Annotated in this window: 18 protein-coding genes; 14 read left to right on the forward strand and 4 right to left on the reverse strand. The window is 57.0% G+C overall.

Annotation, left to right across the window (positions count from 1 at the left end; genetic code table 11):
- Positions 1-223: 223 nt before the first annotated feature.
- From fliF to NMK_RS00535, 14 genes are all read left to right on the forward strand, one after another.
- On the forward strand, positions 224-1,918 hold the full coding sequence (fliF, locus tag NMK_RS00465) for a flagellar basal-body MS-ring/collar protein FliF (protein ID WP_109013793.1): 1,695 nt from the start codon (positions 224-226) through the stop codon (positions 1,916-1,918).
- Between the two features lie 2 nt (positions 1,919-1,920).
- Entirely contained in the window at positions 1,921-2,916 is a 996-nt protein-coding gene (gene fliG / locus NMK_RS00470) for a flagellar motor switch protein FliG (RefSeq protein WP_109013952.1), read from the forward strand.
- Between the two features lie 25 nt (positions 2,917-2,941).
- A complete protein-coding gene (locus tag NMK_RS00475; RefSeq protein ID WP_109013794.1) occupies positions 2,942-3,628 on the forward strand; it encodes a flagellar assembly protein FliH in 687 nt (228 codons plus the stop codon).
- Positions 3,629-3,651: 23 nt separating this feature from the next.
- Entirely contained in the window at positions 3,652-5,058 is a 1,407-nt protein-coding gene (gene fliI, locus NMK_RS00480) for a flagellar protein export ATPase FliI (RefSeq protein WP_109013795.1), read from the forward strand.
- 10 nt (positions 5,059-5,068) lie between these two features.
- Positions 5,069-5,527 (forward strand): flagellar export protein FliJ, encoded by a 459-nt coding sequence (gene fliJ, locus NMK_RS00485; RefSeq protein WP_109013796.1) that lies wholly within the window; start codon positions 5,069-5,071, stop codon positions 5,525-5,527.
- A 55-nt stretch (positions 5,528-5,582) separates the two neighbouring features.
- The gene (locus tag NMK_RS00490) at positions 5,583-6,686 is read left to right on the forward strand and encodes a flagellar hook-length control protein FliK (RefSeq protein WP_109013797.1); all 1,104 of its coding nucleotides are present in this window, start codon (positions 5,583-5,585) and stop codon (positions 6,684-6,686) included.
- Between the two features lie 251 nt (positions 6,687-6,937).
- Positions 6,938-7,465 (forward strand): flagellar basal body-associated FliL family protein, encoded by a 528-nt coding sequence (locus NMK_RS00500; protein ID WP_109013799.1) that lies wholly within the window; start codon positions 6,938-6,940, stop codon positions 7,463-7,465.
- Between the two features lie 15 nt (positions 7,466-7,480).
- On the forward strand, positions 7,481-8,467 hold the full coding sequence (gene fliM / locus NMK_RS00505; protein ID WP_109013800.1) for a flagellar motor switch protein FliM: 987 nt from the start codon (positions 7,481-7,483) through the stop codon (positions 8,465-8,467).
- A gap of 3 nt (positions 8,468-8,470) precedes the next feature.
- Positions 8,471-8,932: a flagellar motor switch protein FliN gene (gene fliN / locus NMK_RS00510; protein WP_109013801.1), complete on the forward strand. Its 462-nt coding sequence runs from the start codon at positions 8,471-8,473 to the stop codon at positions 8,930-8,932.
- A complete protein-coding gene (gene fliO / locus NMK_RS00515; protein ID WP_109013802.1) occupies positions 8,929-9,372 on the forward strand; it encodes a flagellar biosynthetic protein FliO in 444 nt (147 codons plus the stop codon). The genes fliN and fliO overlap by 4 nt, the downstream gene beginning before the upstream one ends.
- Positions 9,369-10,112, forward strand: a complete 744-nt coding sequence (gene fliP, locus NMK_RS00520; protein WP_109013803.1) for a flagellar type III secretion system pore protein FliP — start codon at positions 9,369-9,371, stop codon at positions 10,110-10,112. Before fliO ends, fliP begins: the two co-directional genes overlap by 4 nt.
- The gene (gene fliQ / locus NMK_RS00525) at positions 10,112-10,381 is read left to right on the forward strand and encodes a flagellar biosynthesis protein FliQ (protein ID WP_109013953.1); all 270 of its coding nucleotides are present in this window, start codon (positions 10,112-10,114) and stop codon (positions 10,379-10,381) included. The genes fliP and fliQ overlap by 1 nt, the downstream gene beginning before the upstream one ends.
- Positions 10,382-10,390: 9 nt before the next feature.
- Positions 10,391-11,173 (forward strand): flagellar biosynthetic protein FliR, encoded by a 783-nt coding sequence (gene fliR / locus NMK_RS00530; protein WP_109013804.1) that lies wholly within the window; start codon positions 10,391-10,393, stop codon positions 11,171-11,173.
- Positions 11,174-11,177: 4 nt separating this feature from the next.
- Positions 11,178-11,843 carry a hypothetical protein gene (locus NMK_RS00535; protein ID WP_109013805.1) on the forward strand — a complete coding sequence of 222 codons (666 nt, stop codon included), beginning with the start codon at positions 11,178-11,180 and terminating at the stop codon, positions 11,841-11,843.
- 12 nt (positions 11,844-11,855) lie between these two features.
- Here the strand turns inward: NMK_RS00535 and pap are convergent, their stop codons facing one another.
- The 4 genes from pap to NMK_RS00555 form a co-directional block, all read right to left on the reverse strand.
- Entirely contained in the window at positions 11,856-13,355 is a 1,500-nt protein-coding gene (gene pap, locus NMK_RS00540) for a polyphosphate:AMP phosphotransferase (protein WP_109013806.1), read from the reverse strand.
- An 82-nt stretch (positions 13,356-13,437) separates the two neighbouring features.
- The gene (locus NMK_RS00545) at positions 13,438-13,914 is read right to left on the reverse strand and encodes a DUF2721 domain-containing protein (RefSeq protein WP_109013807.1); all 477 of its coding nucleotides are present in this window, start codon (positions 13,912-13,914) and stop codon (positions 13,438-13,440) included.
- 11 nt (positions 13,915-13,925) lie between these two features.
- Positions 13,926-16,148 (reverse strand): xanthine dehydrogenase family protein molybdopterin-binding subunit, encoded by a 2,223-nt coding sequence (locus NMK_RS00550; protein WP_109013808.1) that lies wholly within the window; start codon positions 16,146-16,148, stop codon positions 13,926-13,928.
- Positions 16,145-16,606 carry a (2Fe-2S)-binding protein gene (locus NMK_RS00555; RefSeq protein WP_109013809.1) on the reverse strand — a complete coding sequence of 154 codons (462 nt, stop codon included), beginning with the start codon at positions 16,604-16,606 and terminating at the stop codon, positions 16,145-16,147. The genes NMK_RS00550 and NMK_RS00555 overlap by 4 nt, the downstream gene beginning before the upstream one ends.
- Between the last annotated feature and the right edge of the window lie 67 nt (positions 16,607-16,673).

Genomic DNA, 16,673 nt, shown 5'->3' on the forward strand with positions numbered 1-16,673 from the left:
GATGCAGACCGTTTTGTAGTCTTTTCCTTTACAATATGCCAGCCGTGCGACAGCCGTTGCCAAGAACTATTTCAGCAGGAATCGGGAGATGTTTTTAAATACAAGGGGGGGTGAATGCAAGCGTCCTGCTCGCCACTTGTCGGTAACGGGCCGACACGGTGTGGTTGCGTCTTCTCGCCGTGCCGGGGCGTCTCTTCATAACATGGGTCGCGAGGTCTAAACGATGGCCGAAGCTCCCGAGCAACAAGCTGCGACCGGTTCGACTTCCGCGCTCATCCGCGGTTTCAACGAACTGCCGCCTGCCCGCAAGATCGGGTTGATGGTCGCCGTGGCGCTGGTGATTGCCATCGTCATCGGCTCCTGGATATGGCTGCAAGCGCCCGATTACCGCACGCTGTACAGCAATCTCTCCGAGCGTGACGGCGGCGCCGTGATCGATTCTCTGCAAAAGCTCAACGTCCCCTACAAGATGTCGGATAATGGGACGATTACCGTTCCCTCCAATATGGTGTACGAGACGCGCCTCAAGTTGGCGTCGCAAGGCTTGCCCAAGGGGGGCGCTGCTGGTTTCGACCTGATGGACAACATGAAGCTGGGCGCGACCCAGTTTCAGGAAAACGTCACCTACCAGCGCGCTCTGGAAGGTGAAATTACACGCACTATCGAGGCCATTTCTTCTGTTCAAGGTGCGCGCGTGCATCTCGCAATCCCCAAGGAAACCGTCTTCGTCCGCGAGCAGCAAAAACCTTCTGCATCAATCCTGGTGAATCTTTATCCCGGTCGCTCCCTTGATAAGGCCCAGGTTGAGGGCATCGTCTACCTGGTGGCGAGCAGCGTGCCTGACATGCCGCCAGCTAATGTCACGATCGTTGATCAGAACAGCAACTTGCTGACCGCTAACAAGAAGGAAAACACGCTGGGCCTCGATTCGAGCCAACTCGAATACCTGCATGCCGTGGAGCAAACCTATATCCGCCGCATCACGGATATTCTTGAACCCATTACCGGGCCGAACAACCTTAGGGCACAGGTCACAGCCGATCTGGATTTCGCGCAGACGGAACAGACGGCGGAAACCTATAAGCCTAATCCCACGCCTGAGCAAAGCTCCGTCCGCAGCCGTCAAACTTCGGAAACGCAATCCGACACCGGTGCCAACGCGTCCGGCGTCCCTGGCGCCATGTCCAATCAACCCCCCGGTGCCGCTTCTGCGCCGATCAACGCGCCCAACCGTCCTGCCGGCAGTGCTGCAGGTGCTAACGGCGCGAATGCAGCACCACAGACCACTGGCGGATCAACCCATAAGGAATCCACGACTAATTACGAACTGGACAAGACGATCAGCCACGTGCGTAACCCGGTCGGCAGCATCAAGCGGCTTTCTGTGGCTGTGGTGGTGAACAATCGGTCCGAGAAGGACAAGAAAGGCAAATCGGTTACGCGTCCGCTCACCAAGGATGAAATGACGCAGATTTACAACCTTGCTCGCGAAGCCATGGGGTTCAACCAAACACGCGGCGATACGCTCAACGTCGTCAATGCCTCCTTCAACATCAGCGAAGAAGAGGTGGCATCGCCTCCCTTGTGGAAAGATCCCTCCATGGTTTCCCTGGCTAAGGACCTGGTGAAATACCTGATAGTGGCGGGTCTGTTGATGTACTTGTTGATGGGTATTATTCGTCCCACCTTGCGCGATCTCCAGCAAGCCGGCGAGGCCGAAGAACGGGCTGAGCGCGAAGCCGAATTCGGCGAGAGGGGCGGACTCGAAGATGCTGCTGAAGGTGTTGGTGATGTGGTAAACATCGGCGGCAAGCGTGCTCATACGTACGAAGACGATTTGCATATGGTCAAGGAGTTGTCCAAGGATGATCCGAAGTTGGTGGCGAACGTCTTGAAGGATTGGGTGACTAAAGTATGAGCATGGACGATAACGGCATCCGCAAGAGCGCCATCCTGCTCATGAGCATCGGCGAGGAAGAAGCCGCGAATGTGCTCAAGTTTCTCGGACCCAAGGAGGTGCAGAAAATCGGTACCGCCATGGCCGCCTTGGCTAATGTCACACACGAAGAAATCCGCGATACCTTGCGCGAATTCCGTTCAGAAACCGAGGAACGGACGACCCTGGGGATGGCGTCGGACGAATATATTCGCTCCGTGCTCACCAAGGCGCTAGGCGACGACAAGGCCGCCAACCTGATCGAGCGCATCCTGCAGGGTGGCGATACCAGCGGGATCGAAAGCCTCAAGTGGATGGACTCGGCTTCTGTGGCTGAGCTAATCAAGAATGAGCATCCGCAGATCATCGCGACCATCCTCGTGCATCTCGATTTCGACCAGTCCAGCGAAATTCTCGGTCATTTCGTCGAGCGCCTGCGCAATGATGTGATGGTGCGTATCGCCACGCTGGACGGCATTCAGCCACATGCCTTGCGCGAACTCAACGACGTGCTGACCAAGCTGCTGGCTGGTGGCGATCACATCAAGAAAACTGCCATGGGCGGAGTCAAGACGGCTGCCGAAATCCTCAATTACATGGGGACGCAAGCGGAGAGCAGCATTATCGGCAACATCAAGGAATTCGATGCGGAGCTCGCGCAGAAGATCCAGGACGAGATGTTCGTGTTCGAGGATGTTGGCAAGGTCGACGACCGCGGTATTCAGTTGTTGCTGCGCGAGATTCAGTCCGAATCCCTCATCATTGCGCTCAAGGGAGCTACGCCTGAGCTTCGCGAGAAGATTTTCAAAAATATGTCCCAACGTGCCGCAGAAATGCTGCGCGACGACCTCGAGGCCAAGGGGCCTGTCCGGCTTTCCGAAGTCGAGGCGGAGCAAAAAGAGATTCTCAAGATTGTGCGCCGCTTGGCCGACGAAGGTCAGATCGTGCTTGGCGGCAAGGGCGAAGATGCATTTGTCTAACTTCCGGCAAACGCAGGGAGGGTGAATGGCTGGAAAATTTACCCAAAGCGAGCATTTGACGGATTTTATGCGCTGGAGCCTGGAAAACCTGGAGAAGCAACCTCAAGCAGAAGCTCATCTAGGAAACGCTTCCGAGGGCGGAGAACCCGTTCATCTCCCGACGGCGGAGGAAATCGAGCGCATTCACCAGGAGGCGCACAAGGAAGGCTTTGAAGCCGGCCAGCGTGAAGGCTATGAGGCCGGCATGCAAAGCGGGCAAGTCGAAGTTGCGTTTCAGGCCGAGCGGCTGAAGACGCTGGCCGATAGTTTCGATAACGCGCTCAAGCATTTTGAGGAAGAGCTGGCAAACAGTGTCGGCCATGAAATCCTTGCGCTATCACTGGATGTGGCCAAGCAAATGCTTCGCCACGCGTTGCACGTTAAGCCCGAATTGCTGGTTCCGGTCGTGCGCAGTGCGATGGAAAGCCTGCCGCAAAATGTCCAACATCCCCACGTGCACTTGCATCCCGACGATGCCGTGCTGATCCGGGATGTCATGCAGGCCGAAATGGCCCATGCTGGCTGGCGTATCGTCGAGGATGCCCGCATCATGCGCGGCGGGTGTATGATCGAAACCGCTTCAGCCGAAATCGATGCCACGCTCCCAAGTCGTTGGAAGCGCATTGCCAAGGCGCTCGGCCAAGACAGCGATTGGCTCGATCAAGACGATTGACCTGCTTGGGGTAGGTTAGCTCCATGATTCCCTCCATTCTTCAAAAATGCCACCACCTGCTGGGCGAATGCCGCGAGGTGTTGCCGCGGGTATCGCCGTGGGTCATCACCGGGCGCCTCTCTCGCGTTTCCGGCCTGGTCATGGAGGCTGTGGGTATCAAGGCGCCGGTAGGCAGCGTGTGCTCGGTTTCGCTGCCTGATGGGCAATTGGTGGATGCGGAAGTCGTCGGCTTTGCCGGCGAACGCTTGCTGTTGATGCCGTCTACCGATGTCTATGGCGTTCATCCAGGGGCGCGGGTTTCCTTGCTGGAGCCGCCACCGCCGACGCCTCAGCCTGGGCAGAGCGTGCAGCTTCTTCGCAGGCGCTCGGAGGATCGAGTCAAGCAATTACCCGTGGGGCCCGAGTTGTTAGGGCGTGTCATCGACGGTAGCGGACGTCCCCTTGACCTATTGGGGCCGCTTACCTTGTCTGAGCGCATCCCCCTGCAAAGCCGTCCGATCAATCCCTTGATGCGCACTCCAATCCATCACACGCTGGATGTCGGTGTGCGTGCCATCAACGCCTTGCTTCCCGTCGGACGTGGGCAGCGGATGGGCTTGTTTGCCGGGGCAGGCGTCGGCAAGAGCATGTTGTTGGGCATGATGGCCCGGTACACCACGGCGGATATCAACGTGGTGGGGCTGATCGGTGAGCGCGGCCGCGAAGTGAAGGAATTCATTGAACAAATCCTGGGCGAGGAGGGCATGGCGCGCTCTGTCGTCGTGGCGGCACCGGCCGATACCTCGCCTCTCTCTCGCCTTCATGGTGCGGCTTACGCGACAGCGATTGCCGAATATTTTCGGGATCAAGGCAAGAATGTCTTGCTCATCATGGATTCCCTCACGCGCTATGCCCAGGCCCAGCGTGAGATTTCGCTCGCCGTAGGCGAGCCTCCCGCGACCCGTGGTTATCCGCCGTCGGTATTCGCCAAGTTGCCGCAACTGGTTGAGCGCGCCGGTAACGGTAGCGAGGGTGGCGGTTCCATCACGGCTTTCTATACCGTGCTGGCCGAGGGGGACGATCAGATGGACCCAATTGCCGATTCTGCGCGTGCCATCCTTGATGGCCACATCGTGCTTTCCCGGCAATTAGCCGATTCCGGACATTATCCCGCCATCGACATCGAAGCATCCATCAGCCGTGTCATGCCGGCCTTGCTCTCGCCTGAAGAGCTCAACAACGTGCGGCGGTTCAAGCAGGTGTATTCGCGCTTTCAGCGTAGCCGTGACCTCATCAGTGTTGGAGCCTATGTGCGCGGTAGCGACCCTGAGATCGACGAGGCCATTGCCTTGTATCCGCAGTTGGAAGCATTTCTGCGCCAATCGATCGGGGAGCGCGTGAGTGTGGAAGACAGTCGCGGCCAATTGGCAGGATTGTTCGGTCACGCGTAGCGCTTGAACCATGGCTACCTTCCGGCTCGCACCCTTGGTTAAATTCGCTGAAGAACGCAGCGAGGCAGCCGCGCAGGAACTACAGAGGCATCGCATACAACTGAATCAAGCCGAGGAAAAACTGAAACAGTTGCAAGGCTTTCTCGCCGACTATCAGGCCAGACTCGGTCACACGGCCGGACAAGGGGTAACGGTACAAACCTTAATCGACTTCCAGCAGTTCATCGGCAAGCTGGAAATTGCAATACGTTCGCAATCCGAAGAAGTCGTGCGATGTCGTCAACGCTGGGAAAACGCCCAGGAAATCTGGATGGAGCGCGAGCGCGAACTCAAGGCTTATCTGGCGTTGCGCGATCGTCACGACCGCGAGGAAATACGCAAGGACAATCGCCGCGATCAACGATTGCAGGATGAATTCGCACAGAATGCGTTGCGTCGACGAGCGGCCGAAGAAAACTCCCAGGATTAGCTCTGGCATATACTTTGCTCTAACTCGATCAGATCGTTTTGAAATCGAGTAAGACATGCAAAATGTAAACGTTTCATCCCAGTTGATTGCACCCCAGAAATCGGCCAAGGCAGCTAGTGCTTCTGCGGCGTCGGATGCTGCGGCGGCTGCAGGAACGACCGATCAAAACACACCTGAATCCCCCGCCGATACTTTCGGGAGAATCCTGGCTCAGCAGATGACGGCAACCAAGCCGGGCAAGGCTGAGGAGGTGATTGCGGCACTGAAGGATCAGAGCAAGAAAGGCGATGCTGTCGGTGAGGAAGACCCGACAGCCGCTGCGCTCGCGCAAGTGTTGTATATCGATCCCAATGCGCTCCCCGTACAGAAATTCCAGGCGTCCAATGCCAGCGATAATGCCCAGGAGAACTCTGCTTTAACGCGTGGCGTGCCAAGCGCCATGTCGGCGATTTCCGGCAAGGAATTGCCGGTGCAAGACGGCAAGCCTGCCGATATTGCCGCCTTGCCGCAAACCTCAGACAAGCCTGATATCGGCGAACAAAGCGCTACCGATACCCTCGCCAAATCATTCGATTCCGTCCTCGCAAGCAAGCAGATTGACGTCAAGACTGACGCACCTTCAGCATCCCCTAGCACGGCCGTGCCTACACTCCAGGCTCCCGCGGTGACGCAGCAAGTCAATCAGGCTAGCAATGACCAGAAGCCGCTGACGGTGCCTCAGCAAGTGGGCTCATCAGAATGGGGAACTGGTCTGGGCGACAAGGTGGTATGGATGGTCGGCAATCAAACTCGCGGTGCGGAAATTCACCTGAATCCACCTGCATTAGGTCCGCTCGAGGTGCGGGTGAGCATCAGCGATGGTCAGGCGAATCTATCCTTCATGACGCAACATGCCGCGGTACGCGAAGCTATCGAGGCGGCAACGCCACGCTTGCGTGAAATGCTGGGTGATAACGGTATTGGCATGGGGAGCGTATCCGTTGATGTCGGTTCGTTCGCCCAGCAGCAGTCGCAACAGCAGCAGGCGGAAAACAACAATCGGCCTGCTGATCCTAATGCCTGGTTCTCCTTGTCGGGCGAGGACGGTGCATCAATCCAGACATTCACCAGTTTTGTTCAGCCCTCCAGAGGGCGTGGGGCAGTGGATTACTTTGCCTAGACGAACTGGGCTTGAATAAAAAAGGCGCCCTTTGGGGCGCCTTTTGTTTTTATTCAATGGGTTATGAGGTTGTGGGGTGTTCTGTCTGTATGCTAGCGAACACAGCGGCAAGGGTGACCTGACAAAGTGCATAAAATAAATTAGCAAAATACTTGTTTTTTATATGAATTTATTTATAAAATGTCTCCGAAGTTTCTGACTAAATTATAGTCCCGTCCGTGTGTTTTAAATTTTTCACTTTGGAGTCTTGAATGGCAAAAGACCCCGCTGCCGCACCAGAAGCGCCAGCAAGCAAGAAAAAACTGATCATAATCATCGCTGCAGTGCTCATTTTGGCCATTGTCGGCGGTGGCGCTGCATTCATGCTGATGGGCGGCAAGAAAAAACACGGGAAGAATCAGGAAGAGGTCGTGCAGGAAGAGGGCGCTAGCGAGGAAGAAGCACCCGCAGCCAAGCTTTCCACGGTAGCCTTCGAAGAAAAATTCACAGTGAATCTACGCACTGAAGACGGAAGCAACCATTTTATTCAGGTTCCTAAGGTTGAACTTGAGGTGGCTAACGAAAAAATAGTTAAGAAGGTAGAGGAAACCAAGTCCAAGATTTCCGATCGCATCAGCAGCACCTTGCGCAGTAAGACTATGCAAGAAATGATGGAGCCTGGCAGTGACCTCAAGTTGAAGGAGGAATTGCGGAAAGTGATCAATGAAACGATTGGCATCAAAGATCCATCCAAAGGGGTGAAGGAAGTCATTCTTCCTTCGTCTTTTATCGTTCAGTAAGGTATTAAGGCGGGTATGGCCGACGATATCCTTTCACAGGAAGAGGTAGACGCCCTACTCAAGGGGGTTACCGGCGAAGCCGATGTCGAAGATGCATCGGTCGAGGAGTCTGGCGGCCCGCGCAACTACAACCTGGCTAGCCAGGACAAGATCGTCCGTGGGCGCATGCCCACGATGGAAGTCATCAATGAGCGCTTCGCTCGCAACTTCCGCATCGGGCTTTTCAATTTCACACGTCGTACAGCTGAAATCTCCATCGGCCCGGTCAAGCTGATGAAATACGCGGAATTTGTCCGCAACCTGGTCGTTCCGACCAACCTCAACATGGTGCATGTGCATCCTCTGCGCGGTACGGCGTTGCTGATTTTCGATCCCAACCTGGTGTTTCTCGTGGTCGACAACCTCTTCGGCGGTGATGGTCGCTTCCACATGCGCGTCGAAGGCCGCGACTTTACGCCGACCGAGCAGCGCATTATCCAGAACCTGTTGAGCGTTGCCATGGAAGAGCTGCAAAAGGCCTGGGAGCCTGTGCATCCCATCAATTTCGAGTACATCCGCTCGGAAATGAACACACAATTCGCCAACATTGCGACGCCTAGCGAAGTCGTTGTAACCACGACGTTCAACATCGAGTTGGGCTCGGTCAGCGGCGATTTTCACGTGTGTCTGCCCTATGCTATGATTGAGCCGATTCGCGATCTGCTCTACGAAGGCATGCAGGGTGATCGCATGGAAGTCGACGAACGCTGGGTTCACTTTCTTTCCAACCAGGTGCAAGCCACGGAGGTCAAGCTGGTGGCTCAACTGACGCAGGCAGAAGTCACGGTAAGAGAGCTTCTGTCGATGAAGGTTGGCGACGTTATTTCGCTCGATATTCCAGAATCAATTACTGCCAGCGTGGAGGGGGTTCCAGTGCTGGAGTGCGGTTACGGAGTCCACAAGGGCCAGTACGCACTTAAGGTAAAGCGTTTTCTCACAGTTGAAGATACGGTAACAGGGTAGCCAATGGCTGAAGAAGAGCTAAACGCGGCAGCAGATTCGGGGGGGGACGAACAGTTCACCGCCGATGATTGGGCTGCGGCGATGGCTGAACAAGCCGCTGCCGACTCGACGGAAAGCGAGCCGGTAGAAGAACCGCAAGCATCTGCTGCGCGGGCCGCTATTTTCAATAATCTCAGCGCCGATCCCGGCCTCACGCCTGAAGCTGCAAAAAATCTAGAGCTGGTCATGGACATTCCAGTCCAAATGACCGTCGAACTCGGCCGCACGCGTATGCCCATTCGTAGCCTGCTGCAACTTGCTCAAGGCTCTGTGGTAGAGCTCAACGAACTCGCCGGCGAACCCTTGGATGTGTTCGTCAACGGCTGCCTGGTAGCGCAGGGCGAAGTCGTGGTGGTGAACGAAAAATTCGGCATTCGCCTGACTGATATCATCACGCCATCCGAGCGACTGAAAAAGCTCAAATGATCCCGATGCTGGCCTGCACTCGCCGCGCAGCGGGCATCTCAATGCTGTTGTTTCCAATTCTGTCTTTCGCTGCCGAAACGCCGGCGCATGCCGCTGCATCTCCTGTTGCCGGGACATTGCAAATGTTGTTGGGCCTGGGGATCGTTCTTGCGGCTATCGCTGGCACTGCCTGGCTATTGCGGCGGATGGCGCCGGGGCAAGTGGGCGGTGCGGGCAATCTTCGTGTGGTAGCGGGCGTTGCCGTCGGTCCTAAGGAGCGCGTGGTGCTGGTCGATGTCGGCGAAACGCGCCTGGTACTCGGTGTTGCCACCGGCCAAGTCAATCTGCTCCACCAAATGCCGCGTCCCGATGACGCCGATCAAGCATCTGCATATCCAGCCATGCCGCCTTTTGTTGAAAAGCTGAAGGAGTACATGGCGGCCCGACAGGAGCGCAAGTGAGGGGCTGGCGGTGGCTTGCGATATTGGTTGGTGTGGCCCTCCCGACGCTGGCGCTGGCTGAGCAAGGCATTCCTGCCTTTACCAGCGCACCAGGTGCTGGCGGTGCGACCAATTATTCGGTCTCGCTGCAAACCCTCATCCTGCTCACGGCGCTGACTTTCCTGCCGGCTGCCTTGCTCATGATGACGGCGTTCACCCGCATCGTGATTGTGCTTTCTTTGTTGCGCCAGGCATTAGGCACGATGCAATCGCCACCCAACCAGGTGCTGATAGGGTTATCGCTGTTTCTTACGTTTTTTGTCATGTCGCCGGTGTTCGACAAGATCTACACCGACGCCTATCAGCCTTATGTCGCTGACAAGCTCAATGTCATGCAGGCTTTGGAAAAAGGTTCTGAGCCGCTCAAGGCTTTCATGCTGCGTCAAACCCGCAAGGACGACCTCGCGCTGTTTGTCAAAATCTCGAAATCGCCGCCGCTGGACGGGCCTGAGGCCGTACCGCTCAAGATTCTGGTGCCGGCCTACGTCATCTCTGAACTCAAGACCGCATTCCAGATCGGCTTCATCATCTTCATTCCGTTTCTCATCATCGATTTGGTCGTCGCCAGTGTGTTGATGTCCATGGGGATGATGATGCTGTCGCCCGTGACCATTTCCTTCCCCTTCAAGCTTATGCTGTTCGTGCTGGTCGATGGCTGGGGTCTTATCATCGGTTCGTTGATACAGAGTTTCTACGTATGATGACGCCCGAGACCGTATTGACCATCGTCGAGCAGGCGCTTGAAATCGGCGTGATGGTATCTGCCCCTTTGCTTGGAGCGGCATTGGTGACGGGTTTGCTGGTGAGCTTGTTTCAGGCAGCTACCCAGATCAACGAAATGACCCTGTCCTTCATTCCCAAGCTATTGGTACTCGTCGTGGTGCTCATGGTGGCGGGGCCGTGGATGATCAACCTCATGGTGGATTACATGCATCGCCTGTTTTCCGGTATCCCTGGCGCGATCGGATAGTTGCAGCACATGCTGACGGTTTCGTCCATTCAGCTCAACGCCTGGCTTGCCGCATTTTTCTGGCCTTTTTTCCGCATTCTGGCTCTCATCGCATCTTCGCCATTTTTCGGCGCACGAGGCATTCCTGCCCACGCTAAAATCGGCACGGCCATCGTGCTTACCCTTGTGATAGCCCCGCTGTTGCCACCGATGCCTACATCGATACAGCCCGCCTCGGCTCAGGGGCTGCTAATCCTCGTTCAGCAACTCATGATCGGTTACGCGATGGGCTTGGTCATGCGCCTGGCGTTTACCGCGATGGAAATGGCCGGCCATATCGCCGGCTTGCAAATGGGCTTGGGCTTCGCCACTTTTTTCGATCCCCAAAACTCAACCCAGGTGCCCATTCTCGGCCAGTTTCTCGGCGTGATGGCCATGTTGCTGTTTCTCGCTTTCAACGGCCATCTGCTGGTCATCAGTACCTTGGTCGAGAGCTTCAATACCTTGCCCATTGGCACGCCGATGGCGCTCACCAGTTGGAAGGCTCTTGTGCTCGCAGGCAGCAATATTTTTACTTGGGGCGTGATCATGTCGATGCCGGTGGTGGCAGCGCTGATGCTGGCCAACGTGGCGCTTGCCGTGCTCACGCGGGCCGCACCGCAACTCAATATTTTTGCGGTGGGGTTTCCCATCACCCTCGCGCTCGGGTTGATCGTACTGTCGCTTTCACTGCCTTACTTCTTGCCCATCTTCAACGGAATGGTGGAATATTCCGTCCAGGTCATGTTGAAACTTGCAAAACCCGGAACTTGATCCCATGACGGAACCAAAACGCGAATTGTCCGCCCTGGAGGCTTATCTCAAACTGATGCGCAGCAAGGGTGCAACCGAGGAGAACTTGGCGAAGCGCGCCTCGTTCATCCGGTTAATGTTCCCCTTGCTGGACGGCCAGCCGCTAGACGGTTCCATCTACCGTGATGCCATCGACGACGCCATGATGCAGCGTCCGCGGGACGAGTGGCCGGTCTGCCTGGCCTTTGCCCGGGAGTATTTCTATTTCTGGATCAACGATCTCAAATCCATCGCAGCGCTGCACTCCAGCGGCGAGTATGAGATCGAGCCTCCCAGCGGTGCGGCCCATACCGACGAAACGCTTAAGGAGGCGTGGAAGCGGCTCGATACCGAACGCTTCGAGGTACACGAAACCTGGCCCCTGCAAGCCTACAAGGCCGCGCTGCGGGAAGAGGGGGCTGAAAAGTCTGTGGTGGAAACCCGCGAAAAACTGGTCAAGCTACTGCTGCTGGACTTGCGCGGGGTCAGCGAGAAGAACGGCAAAACCTATCGCGTCGCCGTCGATTCCCTGTTGGTGATCTTCAAGCTGCCGGAAACCCGGCGCCTGTTTCTTAATGTGGTGCGTGAATTTTATTATTTCTGGATCGGCGATCCAGAGGCGGCCAGCCGGATTGTGCTGGACCGCCAATAGCCGGACGCGCGCCTATTTCTCCGGTTTTATCTGTTCCAAGCCTTTTTCGATACGCTCGCACAGTGTTTTCAGGATTTTGATGCGGGCGTAATTCTTGTCGTTGGCTTCCACAATGGTCCAAGGCGCGTAATCGGTGCTGGTACGGTCGATCATGTCGCATACGGCGGCCTGGTACTGGTCCCATTTCTCGCGATTACGCCAGTCCTCCTCGGTGATCTTGAAGCGCTTGAAGGCCACTTCCTTGCGCTCCTCGAACCGCTTCAGTTGTTCGTCCTTGCTGATTTGCAGCCAGAACTTGATTACCAGGAAATGCTTGCGCGATAACTGCTCCTCGAAATCGTTGATCTCGCTGTAGGCCCGCATCCAGTCGTATTCCGAGCAAAAGCCCTCCACGCGTTCCACTAGTACTCGTCCGTACCAGGAGCGGTCGAATACTGCCAAGCGCCCATGTCTCGGTACATGCCTCCAGAAGCGCCATAAATAAGGCTGGGCGCGCTCTTCCTCGGTCGGCGCTGCAATCGGAGTAATCCTGTAAATGCGAGCATCGATGGCCTGCGTAATACGCCGGATGCTACCGCCTTTTCCCGCTGCATCGGCGCCTTCGAACACGCAAATAGCCGAAAGCTTTTTAAAACGCGGATCGCGCGTCAGCAAACTGAGCTTGCCCTGGTATTCCTCCAGTTTTTCTTCATAGTCTTTCTTATCCAGCTTCTTGGAAAGGTCCAGTTTGCTCAATAGATGCACCTTGTCCACCGGTTGGATCAACGGCGGTGCGGTCACGGCTTGGGGCTTGGCTTCGGGATGGTCGAGCCGATTGCGGATGGCTTCCAGGATCTGCTTGGCGACGGTGAGGTTGCGGTAATTGGCATCCGTGCCTTCCACGATGATCCAGGGCGCTGCGGCAGTACTGGTTTCGCGCAAGGTATGTTCCGAAATTTCGCGGAATTCGTCGTACATCTTGAGGTGCTTTTTATCGATGTCGGAGACGCGCCAGCGCGTCTTGGAGTCGGCCTCAAGTTTCTTGAAGCGCTCCTTTTGTTTTTCCTTGGAGAGATGGAACCAGAACTTGAGGACCAACGCACCTTCGTCCGTGAGCATTTTCTCGAAGCGCACGATTTCATCGAGTGCCTTGGTCAGCCCCTCGTTCTTGATCTCGCCATAGGCGCGCTTGATGATGGGGTCGGTGTACCACGAGCCAAAGTGAATCCCGATGCGGCCTTTGGGCGGCAAGGCTTGCCAGTAGCGCCACATGTGGGGGCGCTCGGCTTCCTCTTCCGAAGGGGCGCCGAAAGCCGAGGTGCGAATGGTGCGCGGGTCCATCCAGGCATTGAGCAGGTTGGCGGTTTCGCCCTTGCCGGAGCCATCTACACCGCTGATGAGGATAATGACTGGAAATTTCTTGGACTCGGCCAAGTCGTACTGCGCTTCCAGCAAGGCCTCGCGCAGTGTTGGGATTTCCTTCTGGTATGTCTCCTTATCGATTTTGTGACCCAGTTCCGCCGATTCGAACATATGCATGCCTCCCGCTTAATTTCCCTGATGCGATACACGCATATTAACGCTGGAGATCGCGCTCTGCATGGGAATGCACGGCCTACGGCCTATGTTTGTTGGCGTCCTCCAAATCGGGGATATCGGAAATCTCGCTATTGAGCGCACCCTGGAGCAGATTGTTTTCACGCACCACATAGCCGGCCGCTACCATGACGAGCCCCAAACCGATCAAGGCGCTAAAGCTTAGGATGTGCTTGAAGATCGGCATGCCTGGGAACATGGTATCCAGCGCCGCGCAAATCAGCGCGAGCAGCAGGAACATGGCAGCAAACAAGCCGATATTGGTGGCCGTTTTCATCAGGTTGCAGCGTTCCTTGTACATGAAAATCTGCTGCTTCAGGTTCTTGCGGCGGTCGTCGCTGAGTTTCTGGTCGCGATAACTCGCGATCAAGGACCGGAAGCGATCGAATGCCGCAATGTAACGCTGCTGCAAGAACGTCATGAAAATCCAGGAAGCAAACACGATCGCTGCCGGCGGCCCGATCGCGTTCATGAAATCCTTGGTGGCGAATTCCAAGATGTCTTCCTTCAGGTCTGCATGAGCGACGGCACCAAAGGCAGGGTGCGAATGCGCTTGCCGGTAGCAGCGAACACGGCATTGGCAATTGCTGGCGCAACCGCTGCCGTTCCCGGCTCGCCGACCCCGCCTGGCGCTTCATTGTTCCGGATCAAGTGCACCTCGATCACCGGCGCCTCGTTCATGCGCAATACTCGGTAATTATCAAAATTGCTTTGTTCCACGCGCCCTTGCTTCACGGTGATCTGATCGTAAAGCGCGCCGGAAATGCCGAAAATAATGCCGCCTTCCATCTGCGCAACGACGGTGTCCGGGTTAACCACGGTGCCGCAATCGACGGCGCATACCACGCGTTTAACGCGGATGTCGTCCTTGCCGACTTCCACTTCAGCCACCTGCGCCACATAGCTGCCGAACGCGAATTGCACAGATAAGCCGCGTCCCTGGTTCTGCGGCAAGGCGCCCCCCCAACCTGCCTTGTCGGCGGCGAGTTGTAGTACAGCCTTAGCACGAGGGACATGGTCGATCTGGCTTAATCGGTAGGCCAGCGGGTCTTGTTTGGCCAAGTGCGCCAGTTCGTCGATAAAGCTCTCGATCATGAACATGTTGTGCGTCACGCCCACGCCGCGCCACCAGCCGGTCACGATGCCCGGCGGCTCTTGGCGTATGTACTCCACCAGTAGGTTGTCGCGCGCGTAAAGCGGGTCGCGGGCGCCTTCCACGGCATCGGGGTCGAGGCCATTTTCCACCATTTGCGGTACCCAGCGCGACATGACGGATGAGCCCGTCACGCGGTGGCTCCAGGCAATGGGCTTTCCCTGATCGTCGAGTGCAGCCGATAGCTTATCGTAGTAATAAGGCCGGTAGATGCCATGCTGCATATCCTCCTCGCGCGTCCACACGACCTTGACCGGGTAGGGGAGTTGCTTGGCGATGGCGACTGCCTGGTTGATGAAATCTACGTCCAGCCGTCGCCCGAAGCCGCCGCCGATGTAGTGGTTGTGAATGAAAATTTTTTCCGCAGGCAGCTTGGTCAGCGTCATCGCCCCGGCTTGCGCCAGAGTCGGCACTTGCGTACCCACCCAAATATCGCAGCGGTCCGGTTGGACGTGCACCGTGCAATTCATCGGTTCCAGCCCGGCCTGCGACAAAAACGGCACCTGGTACGTGGCCTCGAAGCGATGCTTGGACTGCTCGAATGTCTTGCGGAAATCCCCCACCGAGCGCGCCACCACGCCGGGTGCAGCGCGGCCCTGGTTGTTCGAAGCCTCCTGCAACTGGCCGACGATATCCTTGATGTCCAGGCTGGCATTGCGCCCGCCGTCCCACTTGATGTCTAGCGCTGCCAGCCCCTGTTTGGCCGCCCACATATGGTCCGCGACCACGGCGACGGCGTCTTCCAGTTTGACCACCTGCACGACACCCTTGATGCTCCGCGCCTTGCTGTCGTCCACGCTGGTGAGTTTGCCGCCAAGTATCGGAGATGCCGCCACCGTCGCGATCTTCATGTTGGGCACTTGGGCGTCGATACCGAATTTGGCCTGTCCGTTCACCTTGGAAGGTGTATCCAGCCGTTTCGCCGGAGTGCCGATCAGGCGGTAATGCTGCGGGTCTTTTAGCTGAACCTTCTGCGGAATAGGCAGCAAGGCCGCGGCACCGGCCACTTCGCCATAGGAAACCGTCTTGCCGGACTTTCCGTGCGAGATCATGCCGCCGCTTGTAGTGCATTCTTCCAGCGGTACATTCCACTGCTTGCTAGCCGCCGTCAGTAACAGGATGCGGGCCATGGCGCCGGCTTCGCGCAATGGCTTCCAGGCTCCGCGGATGGACGTCGAGCCGCCGGTAACTTGCGAGCCCAGGATCGGGTCCGCATATTTCTTGTCGTCGGCGGGGGCTTGTTCCAGCTTGACCTTGGCGAGATCGATGTCCATTTCTTCCGCGACCAGCATGGGGATGGAGGTAAATGTGCCTTGTCCCATCTCGACCTTGTGTACGGTTAATGTGACCAGCCCATCGGGATCGACACGAATGAAGGCATTGGGTACGAATGGACGCGATTCGGTCCTAAACGTCGACGTCTCCGCACCGTGCTTGGCCTGAGGCCCCATCACTCTAGGCAGCAAAAACCCGAGCACCAGGCCCCCGCCAACGCCGGCTGTGGCAATAAGAAATTCGCGGCGAGCGAGGCCGGTTTCCGGCAGCGCGGGAAGTTCGGTTTCCAGGCGAGTCATCATGCGGCTTTCACGTTGGCGGCCTGCTTGATGGCGGCGCGAATGCGGGGGTAGGTGCCGCAGCGGCAGATGTTGCCCGCCATGGCCTGGTCGATATCCTGGTCGGTCGGGTTCGGCGTGGATTTGAGCAGCGCCGAAGCGGCCATCACCTGGCCTGATTGGCAGTAGCCGCACTGCACCACTTCCAGCGCGAGCCAGGCTTGTTGCACCTTGCGGCCCTCCGGCGTGTCGCCGATGGCTTCGATAGTCGTGATCTTCTTACCGGCCGCTGCCGAGACCGGCGTCACGCAGCTGCGAATAGGATTCCCGTCCAGATGCACGGTGCAGGCGCCGCATAGCGCCTTGCCGCAGCCGAACTTGGTGCCGGTGAGCCCGATGACATCGCGCACCGCCCACAGGATAGGCATGTCGTCGGGGATGTCGAGGGCGTGATCCTTGCCGTTGACGTTGAGGGTGACCATGGGCATCTCTCAAGGGAGGGGAGTCGCTACCTTAACGCGGTTCGGCCAGGTTGCATGGTGCGCCAAG

It is taken from the genome of Novimethylophilus kurashikiensis (assembly GCF_003112435.1).
In the GTDB taxonomy this organism is placed as follows: domain Bacteria; phylum Pseudomonadota; class Gammaproteobacteria; order Burkholderiales; family Methylophilaceae; genus Novimethylophilus; species Novimethylophilus kurashikiensis.

Excerpts from the sequence above, each read along its gene's own strand:
- pap (WP_109013806.1), bottom strand. The coding sequence starts at position 13,355 with ATGTTCGAATCGGCGGAACTGGGTCACAAAATCGATAAGGAGACATAC.
- fliG (WP_109013952.1), top strand. The coding sequence starts at position 1,921 with ATGGACGATAACGGCATCCGCAAGAGCGCCATCCTGCTCATGAGCATC.
- fliO (WP_109013802.1), top strand. The coding sequence starts at position 8,929 with ATGATCCCGATGCTGGCCTGCACTCGCCGCGCAGCGGGCATCTCAATG.
- NMK_RS00535 (WP_109013805.1), top strand. The coding sequence starts at position 11,178 with ATGACGGAACCAAAACGCGAATTGTCCGCCCTGGAGGCTTATCTCAAA.
- fliN (WP_109013801.1), top strand. The coding sequence starts at position 8,471 with ATGGCTGAAGAAGAGCTAAACGCGGCAGCAGATTCGGGGGGGGACGAA.
- NMK_RS00555 (WP_109013809.1), bottom strand. The coding sequence starts at position 16,606 with ATGGTCACCCTCAACGTCAACGGCAAGGATCACGCCCTCGACATCCCC.
- NMK_RS00475 (WP_109013794.1), top strand. The coding sequence starts at position 2,942 with ATGGCTGGAAAATTTACCCAAAGCGAGCATTTGACGGATTTTATGCGC.
- NMK_RS00550 (WP_109013808.1), bottom strand. The coding sequence starts at position 16,148 with ATGATGACTCGCCTGGAAACCGAACTTCCCGCGCTGCCGGAAACCGGC.
- fliJ (WP_109013796.1), top strand. The coding sequence starts at position 5,069 with ATGGCTACCTTCCGGCTCGCACCCTTGGTTAAATTCGCTGAAGAACGC.
- NMK_RS00500 (WP_109013799.1), top strand. The coding sequence starts at position 6,938 with ATGGCAAAAGACCCCGCTGCCGCACCAGAAGCGCCAGCAAGCAAGAAA.
- fliR (WP_109013804.1), top strand. The coding sequence starts at position 10,391 with ATGCTGACGGTTTCGTCCATTCAGCTCAACGCCTGGCTTGCCGCATTT.
- fliI (WP_109013795.1), top strand. The coding sequence starts at position 3,652 with ATGATTCCCTCCATTCTTCAAAAATGCCACCACCTGCTGGGCGAATGC.
- fliM (WP_109013800.1), top strand. The coding sequence starts at position 7,481 with ATGGCCGACGATATCCTTTCACAGGAAGAGGTAGACGCCCTACTCAAG.
- fliQ (WP_109013953.1), top strand. The coding sequence starts at position 10,112 with ATGACGCCCGAGACCGTATTGACCATCGTCGAGCAGGCGCTTGAAATC.
- fliF (WP_109013793.1), top strand. The coding sequence starts at position 224 with ATGGCCGAAGCTCCCGAGCAACAAGCTGCGACCGGTTCGACTTCCGCG.
- NMK_RS00490 (WP_109013797.1), top strand. The coding sequence starts at position 5,583 with ATGCAAAATGTAAACGTTTCATCCCAGTTGATTGCACCCCAGAAATCG.